Source organism: Nonomuraea sp. NPDC004580 (genome assembly GCF_040609855.1).
GTDB lineage: Bacteria > Actinomycetota > Actinomycetes > Streptosporangiales > Streptosporangiaceae > Nonomuraea > Nonomuraea salmonea.
In genome coordinates this window covers 1-5,552 of sequence record NZ_JBEXLH010000125.1, presented here as the reverse complement: position 1 = coordinate 5,552, position 5,552 = coordinate 1, and the positions used below count along the sequence as shown (strand labels likewise).

At 72.3% G+C, this 5,552-nt stretch carries 8 protein-coding genes and 1 pseudogene; 1 reads left to right on the top strand and 8 read right to left on the bottom strand.

Translation table 11 applies throughout. The features are described 5' to 3' along the window. Nucleotides 1-80: 80 nt before the first annotated feature. The 3 genes from ABZW11_RS45995 to ABZW11_RS45985 all read right to left on the bottom strand — a co-directional run bounded on the left by ABZW11_RS45995 (nt 81) and on the right by ABZW11_RS45985 (nt 1,374). Nucleotides 81-308 carry a hypothetical protein gene (locus ABZW11_RS45995; protein WP_355432830.1) on the bottom strand — a complete coding sequence of 76 codons (228 nt, stop codon included), beginning with the start codon at nt 306-308 and terminating at the stop codon, nt 81-83. A gap of 116 nt (nt 309-424) precedes the next feature. After that, nucleotides 425-709, bottom strand: coding sequence for a LysR substrate-binding domain-containing protein (locus tag ABZW11_RS45990; protein WP_355432827.1), 285 nt, complete (start codon nt 707-709; stop codon nt 425-427). A 68-nt stretch (nt 710-777) separates the two neighbouring features. Then, nucleotides 778-1,374: a hypothetical protein gene (locus tag ABZW11_RS45985; protein WP_355432824.1), complete on the bottom strand. Its 597-nt coding sequence runs from the start codon at nt 1,372-1,374 to the stop codon at nt 778-780. Between the two features lie 22 nt (nt 1,375-1,396). Here ABZW11_RS45985 and ABZW11_RS45980 point away from each other — a divergent pair, with 22 nt between their 5' ends. Further along, nucleotides 1,397-1,891, top strand: a complete 495-nt coding sequence (locus ABZW11_RS45980; RefSeq protein WP_355432821.1) for an SET domain-containing protein-lysine N-methyltransferase — start codon at nt 1,397-1,399, stop codon at nt 1,889-1,891. An 87-nt stretch (nt 1,892-1,978) separates the two neighbouring features. Here the strand turns inward: ABZW11_RS45980 and ABZW11_RS45975 are convergent, their stop codons facing one another. The 5 genes and pseudogenes from ABZW11_RS45975 to ABZW11_RS45955 all read right to left on the bottom strand — a co-directional run. Continuing rightward, nucleotides 1,979-2,554, bottom strand: a complete 576-nt coding sequence (locus ABZW11_RS45975) for a GNAT family N-acetyltransferase (protein WP_355432818.1) — start codon at nt 2,552-2,554, stop codon at nt 1,979-1,981. A 32-nt stretch (nt 2,555-2,586) separates the two neighbouring features. After that, nucleotides 2,587-3,477, bottom strand: a complete 891-nt coding sequence (locus ABZW11_RS45970) for an aminoglycoside phosphotransferase family protein (protein ID WP_355432833.1) — start codon at nt 3,475-3,477, stop codon at nt 2,587-2,589. Nucleotides 3,478-3,540: 63 nt separating this feature from the next. Continuing rightward, entirely contained in the window at nt 3,541-3,732 is a 192-nt protein-coding gene (locus ABZW11_RS45965) for a hypothetical protein (protein WP_355432815.1), read from the bottom strand. A gap of 199 nt (nt 3,733-3,931) precedes the next feature. After that, nucleotides 3,932-4,822: a TIGR03620 family F420-dependent LLM class oxidoreductase gene (locus ABZW11_RS45960; RefSeq protein ID WP_355432812.1), complete on the bottom strand. Its 891-nt coding sequence runs from the start codon at nt 4,820-4,822 to the stop codon at nt 3,932-3,934. A gap of 97 nt (nt 4,823-4,919) precedes the next feature. Next, nucleotides 4,920-5,552, bottom strand: a pseudogene (locus tag ABZW11_RS45955) (hypothetical protein); the annotation flags it as partial.

Here is a 5,552-nt window from a genome sequence, read left to right as displayed (position 1 = left end):
GGCCGCTCAGGACGACGCCCCATCATGCTACCCAGCCTGACCCTCGACCTACATGATCGGAAGCCTGACCAGCAACATCATCAGAAGTCTCCTAGCGCTGTCCCCGCGTTGTGCTCGGCGTCGGGCGGCTGTTCGAGGTACGGGTCGTCCGAGCCGCCGGGCACGGGCGGCAGCGGGACCGGGTCCTGCGCCACCGTGGCGGCTCCGGTCGTGCTGGTCCAGGCCGCACCGATCAGGGCGGACAGGATGACGGCGGCGGCTAGGAGCAGGGTGGGAACATCGGGATCTCCTCCATGACGTACGAGCACATGGACGATGCGGCTTCCCGAAGGCGCCGTCTCGGCGCGAGACGCTTCCCACGCTGGCGACCGCGCCCTGCGAAGTCCCCCAGCGGGGGGCAAAGCCTTCTCCGCCGCAGGGTGGGTCAGGCGGTGGCCGGGAGAGCGAAGGCGCGGCGGGCGTGGGCGAGGAAGGCGCGTACGGCGGGTCCGTACGGCGTCTTCCAGGTCAGAGCGAGCCGGGCGATCTCCTGCGCGTCGTCGATCACCCGCGCGGCGAGCCGGTCGCCGTAGGCCGCCGCCATCGACTCGCTGAGGATGCCGACGCCGAGCCCGCGTTCGGCGAGGGCGGCGATGGCGTCGGAGGCGCCGGCCTGGAACGCGATCGCCGGCCGGCCCGCCGAGGTGAGCGCGCAGGTCGTCGCCCGCATGGCGATGATGGGAAAGGACGGCCCCACCGGCACCTTCCAGGAGGAGGACGGCGTACTCGCTTTGTGATCTACGATGTAAAGGCGACGGACAGGTCCGGCCACACGAACCTCCGCAGGTCACCGACCAGGGGCGGCAGCTGCGAAGCGGGCAGGAAGTGCACGGTCGTGCCCGTGGTGCCGTCGTCGGGCACGGGCTCCAGGCCGGTGACGGGCACGCCGTGCTCGTACCGCTGCGTCCACGACCCGTTCGCCCTGCGGTTGGTGTGGACGAGCCAGTCGCTGAGCGCGGCGACGACGGACATGCCGCGCCGCGGGTGCCCGTCGGGCAGCGTCTGCGCGCCCGGATGGTCGAAGAACCGCAGGTCCTTGGACGCCATCACGGGTTTCTTGACGGGCCTGCCGTGCTCGTCGAACCGGGTGTCGGTGCCACGCCCTTCGTCGGCGACCGACACCGAGCCGTCGGGGTGGAGGGTGACCGTGCAGCGCCCGGCGCCCGTGGCCGCCGCCTCGTCCGCGGGGTAGGCGAGGACCTCGAGGATCAGGTGCAGGACCCCGCCGGGTGCGTACGCGGCGGGGTCCTCGCGGATATGGGCGAGATGGGGGTGGTCGACGTCGGTCGCCCAGTCGTGGGTGGTGTTGCGCCAGGATGCTCGGGACGTATTCACCCCAGCACCCTACGATCACCTTGTGACCTACGACGCCGAGAGCCGGCTCAGCCCCGCCGCCGAACCACGCCGTTCGCCGATCGAGGGCACCGGACTGTTCGCGGTCGAGCGGATCCGCCGGGGTGAGGTGGTGATGCGGCTCGGCGGCCGGGTCATCGACGACGACACGCTGGCCGCCCTCACACCGCCCTACAGCAGCATCACCGTCGAGGACGGCGTCCACCTGCTCCTCGACCCCGCGCACCCCGTCCGGTACGGCAACCACTCCTGCGACCCGACCCTGTGGCACCAGGACGCGACCACGCTCACCGCGCGCCGCGACATCGAGCCGGGGGAGGAGCTGACCGTAGACTATGCCACGCACACCGGCGCCGAGGGGTGGTCGATGGCGTGCCGATGCGGGGCGCCGTCGTGCCGCGGGGTGGTCACCGGTGCCGACTGGCGGTCGGAGCGGCTGCGGCAGATCTACGGCACGCACTGGAGCCCGGCGCTGCTGGCCAGGATGAGGGCGGGGTAGCGGGCTTCGAGCACCGGTGGGCGAGCCGGTCAGCCGTCGTCGGCGGCGGGTGGGGTGCTCGGGCTCGGGTCGCGGTCATTGGGGCGCTCAGGTGTGGGTGGCGCGGTGGGAGAGCCACTGGTCGCGGGTGATGGCGTACTCGACCTCGCCCTGCTCGCTGCCGGGCAGCGGATCGTCCCAGTCCTGGTGGAACGTACGCACGTACGTCATGCCGAGGGAGGCCATCGTGGCGCGGGAGGCGGCGTTGACCGCCATCGTCTCGGCGAAGACGCGGTTGAGTCCGAGGTCCTCGAAGCCGTGCCGCAGCAGCTCGCGCGCCCCCTCGCCGGCGAGGCCCCGCCGCCAGAAGCGGCGCAGCAGCCGGTAACCCAGCTCGGCCTGCCCCTCGACCGGACCCTGATCGGCGCGCTCGGGCGGCTCCAGGATCCACCACCCGACGAACTCCCCGGCCACGAACCCCGCCCAGAACCCGAGCCCGGAGACCCGGCCGGCGGCCTCCAGCCGCAGCCGGTGCGCCGCCTCGACCTCCTCGCGGGTGCGGGCGCGGCCGGTGAGATGGCGCATGACCTCGGGATCGGAGTCGAGCTCGATCTCGTGCTCAAGATGCTCGTCGGCGAGCGGGACGAGATCGATCCGGTCAGTACGCAACTTCGCCTGGGACATGCCCGTATTCTCCAGGGCGGTCGGGCGGAAAATCATCCGGTTTCTGCAAGGATGCGTTCCAGGGTGCGCCGCCCCATGAGGCTCATCGGCGGGTTGCTGTCGACGTAATACCAGACCGTGCCCATCGCCTGCTGGAACGCCCACGCCTTGCCGCGCTCCCACTCCAGGTCGCCGCAGCCGAGCGCGGCCCGCAGTTCCTCGCGCGGCCCCGCCTCCAGCAGGTGCCAGGCGCTGACGAGGTCGAGCGCGGGGTCGGCGGCACCGAGGCCGCCGGTGTCGAGCACGCCGGCCAGCCGCCCGTCCGCGACGAGCACGTTGCCGGGGATGAGGTCGCCGTGGTTCATCACGTCGGGGGACTCGCGGGGCAGCTCGCGCAGGTCCGCCCAGACGCGGCGCAGGCGGGGGACGTCCATCAGGTGCTCGCTGCTGCGGAAGCAGGTCTCGATCCACTCGTCGTGGGCGCGCAGGTCGCCGCCCCTGCCCCGGCCGGAGAACGTGCGGCCGCGGGTGCCGATGGCGCGGATGTCGCCGATGAGGTCGGCCAGGTCGCGGGCGAATGCGGACGACTCGCCGGGGTCGGCGTCGGTGGCCACCGTGCCCGGCAGCCAGGTCTGCACCGACCAGGGGAGCGGGTAGTCCGCGCCGGGCTCGCCCAGCGCGATCGGCTCGGGCACCGGGAAGCGGGTGGCCGCGGCCAGTTCGCGGGCCGCCCCCGCCTCCGCCTCCAGCCGGCGCCGCACCGCCTCGGGGTCGCCGGGCTGCAGCGGGAAGCGGGCGGCGAGGCGGTCGCCGATGCGGGCGATGGCGTTGACCGTGCCCTGGGTGGCGAGCATGGTGACGGGCAGGCCGCGCCACTGCGGGAACTGCTCGTCCACCAGCTTCTGTACGGTCCCGGCCGCGATCGGCAGTTGGTCGGCGTGCATTTTCACGGGGGGCAAGGCTGCCCGATGCCGGTCGTGGTCCGCAAATCCTTTTGCGGCGGGTGGTCAGGGTGCGACGTCGGTCACGCCGCACACGTCGCAGCGGTAGAGGGTGCCCAGATCGTCCTCGCCGAACTCGCTCCACGAGTGCGCGGTGCCCGTCAGGTCGTACGGGTCGCCGGAGCAGAGCACCCGCGCCCCTCCACCCGCGGCCGCGTCATGGGAGCCGGCGGGAACGGGGGCGGTGGGTGTGAGCATGGAGGTCTCCCGGAGGTCAGATGGGGTAGCGGTCAGGGGAAAGGTTCTTTCCTGAAAGTGAGCGTTGAAACCGTCATATAAGGACGATGCACGTCAATGCCTACATATCCGTTTGGGCGCCTCTCTTCGGGTAGGGCGAGCGCCGCGCACAGCAGCGCCAGGACGATCGGCACCCCGCCTCCTCGTCAAATCGATGTGTTCACATCGTACTGATGGGCAGGAGCGCCTCGGCGAGCAGCCGCCACTGCGGCATCGCCGACCCGCCCGGCTCCACGCCGATCACCTGGACGGTGACGTGGTCGGCCCCGGCCTCGCGATGGGCGCGCAGCTTGTCCGCGATGACGTCCGGTTCGCCCCAGAACACGAAGTCGTCCACCAGCCGGTCGCTGCCGCCCCCACCGATCTCCTCGTCGGAATAGCCGAGCCGCCGGAACTTGGCCACGTTGTACGGCTGGGACAGGTAGGGGCTCAGGTGCTCGCGCGCGATCGCGCGGGCCTTCTCGGGGTCGGACTCGAACAGCACGGGATGCTCGACCGCGAGGAACGCCTCAGGCCCGAGCAGCTCGCGCGACTGCGCGGTGTGCGCGACGTTCACGTGATAGGTCTGGGCGCCCGCGGTCCGGTCGCGGGCCAGCTCCAGCATCTTCGGCCCGTACGCGGCCAGGATCCGCCGCACCGGCACCCGCGGCGCCGGGTTCACGGTCTCGAGCGCGTCCATCTCGTCCAGGTACGCCGCCATCGCCCCCAGCGGCTTGACCCCCGGCTTCGACTCGCCGCCGAACCCCAGCCCGAGTACGTGCCGTCCCGGGTAGGCGTCGGCCAGCAGGAGCGCGCCGCCGTGCGCCCACCGGGCTCCGCGCGACCAGATCTGCGCGATGCCGTTCACCACCTTGAGCCGCTCGGTGCTCGCCAGCAGGAAGCCCGCGTGCGAGAGCGCCTCGCGTCCCAGCAGCTCGGGGACCCACACGGCCGGCCAGCCCAGCTCCTCCAGCTCCTGGACCGCATCCCGCACCCGCGCCGCCGGCAGGTGCTCGAAGTCGAAGGTGTAGATGCCGAAAGGCCCGAGGTCAAGGCGGTCGTTCCCGCTCATGGCAGTCCTCCTCGATCACGCCATCAAGTCGGATCAACATATCGCATATTGTCGATGTGTTGCGGCGCGCCCCGGGCGGACGCGCACGGTGACGCGCTCACCAGACGACGTAGGGGCTCTCCGCTCCGCCGCTCCACGACCCGCTGCCGGTACGCCGCCAGCGCTGCCGCACGTCCGTCTTCGCTCCCTTGCGCGGGACGCTGATCGTGAACGGGCCGCACGTGGCGACCCCGCCCGCCGGCGCGAGCACACCCGCGCAGATGAACGGCTGCGACAGGTTCGTGTCGGCGTCGGTGTCGTAGAGCTGGATGTGGACGTCGGACCGCGCCGACCCCCTGACCTGGCCCTTCAGGTGGATGGTGTCGCCGGTCACCGCCATGCACGGCGACATGTCCACCCCGCCGGCCGCCGTGAGCCAGGAGCGGCAGCGCCACTGCGGCGCCGGCGGCTCCGACGGCGGCGCCTCGGTCCCGGGCTCGGTCTTCTGAGGCTTCGGCTTGCTCGACTTCGTCCGTACGGGCCGCGTCGGCGCGGTGGTCGCCGGGCTCGGCGGGGTGGTGGTGACCGTGACGACCACCTTCGGGGTCTCCCGGCGTTCCTTGGGCTTGGCCAGCGACTTGGGCGACGGCGTCGCGATGTCCACGGCCGCGGCCCCCGACGGCGTGGCGGGCGGCGTGGACGGAGTGGACGGCGGCGTCGTGGCGGCGGCCACGGGAGCGGCCTCCTGCCG

What these genes read in the sequence shown, in the direction of transcription:
- ABZW11_RS45990 (WP_355432827.1), bottom strand. Translation starts at nt 709, where the DNA reads ATGCGGGCGACGACCTGCGCGCTCACCTCGGCGGGCCGGCCGGCGATC.
- ABZW11_RS45975 (WP_355432818.1), bottom strand. Translation starts at nt 2,554, where the DNA reads ATGTCCCAGGCGAAGTTGCGTACTGACCGGATCGATCTCGTCCCGCTC.
- ABZW11_RS45970 (WP_355432833.1), bottom strand. Translation starts at nt 3,477, where the DNA reads ATGCACGCCGACCAACTGCCGATCGCGGCCGGGACCGTACAGAAGCTG.
- ABZW11_RS45965 (WP_355432815.1), bottom strand. Translation starts at nt 3,732, where the DNA reads ATGCTCACACCCACCGCCCCCGTTCCCGCCGGCTCCCATGACGCGGCC.
- ABZW11_RS45960 (WP_355432812.1), bottom strand. Translation starts at nt 4,822, where the DNA reads ATGAGCGGGAACGACCGCCTTGACCTCGGGCCTTTCGGCATCTACACC.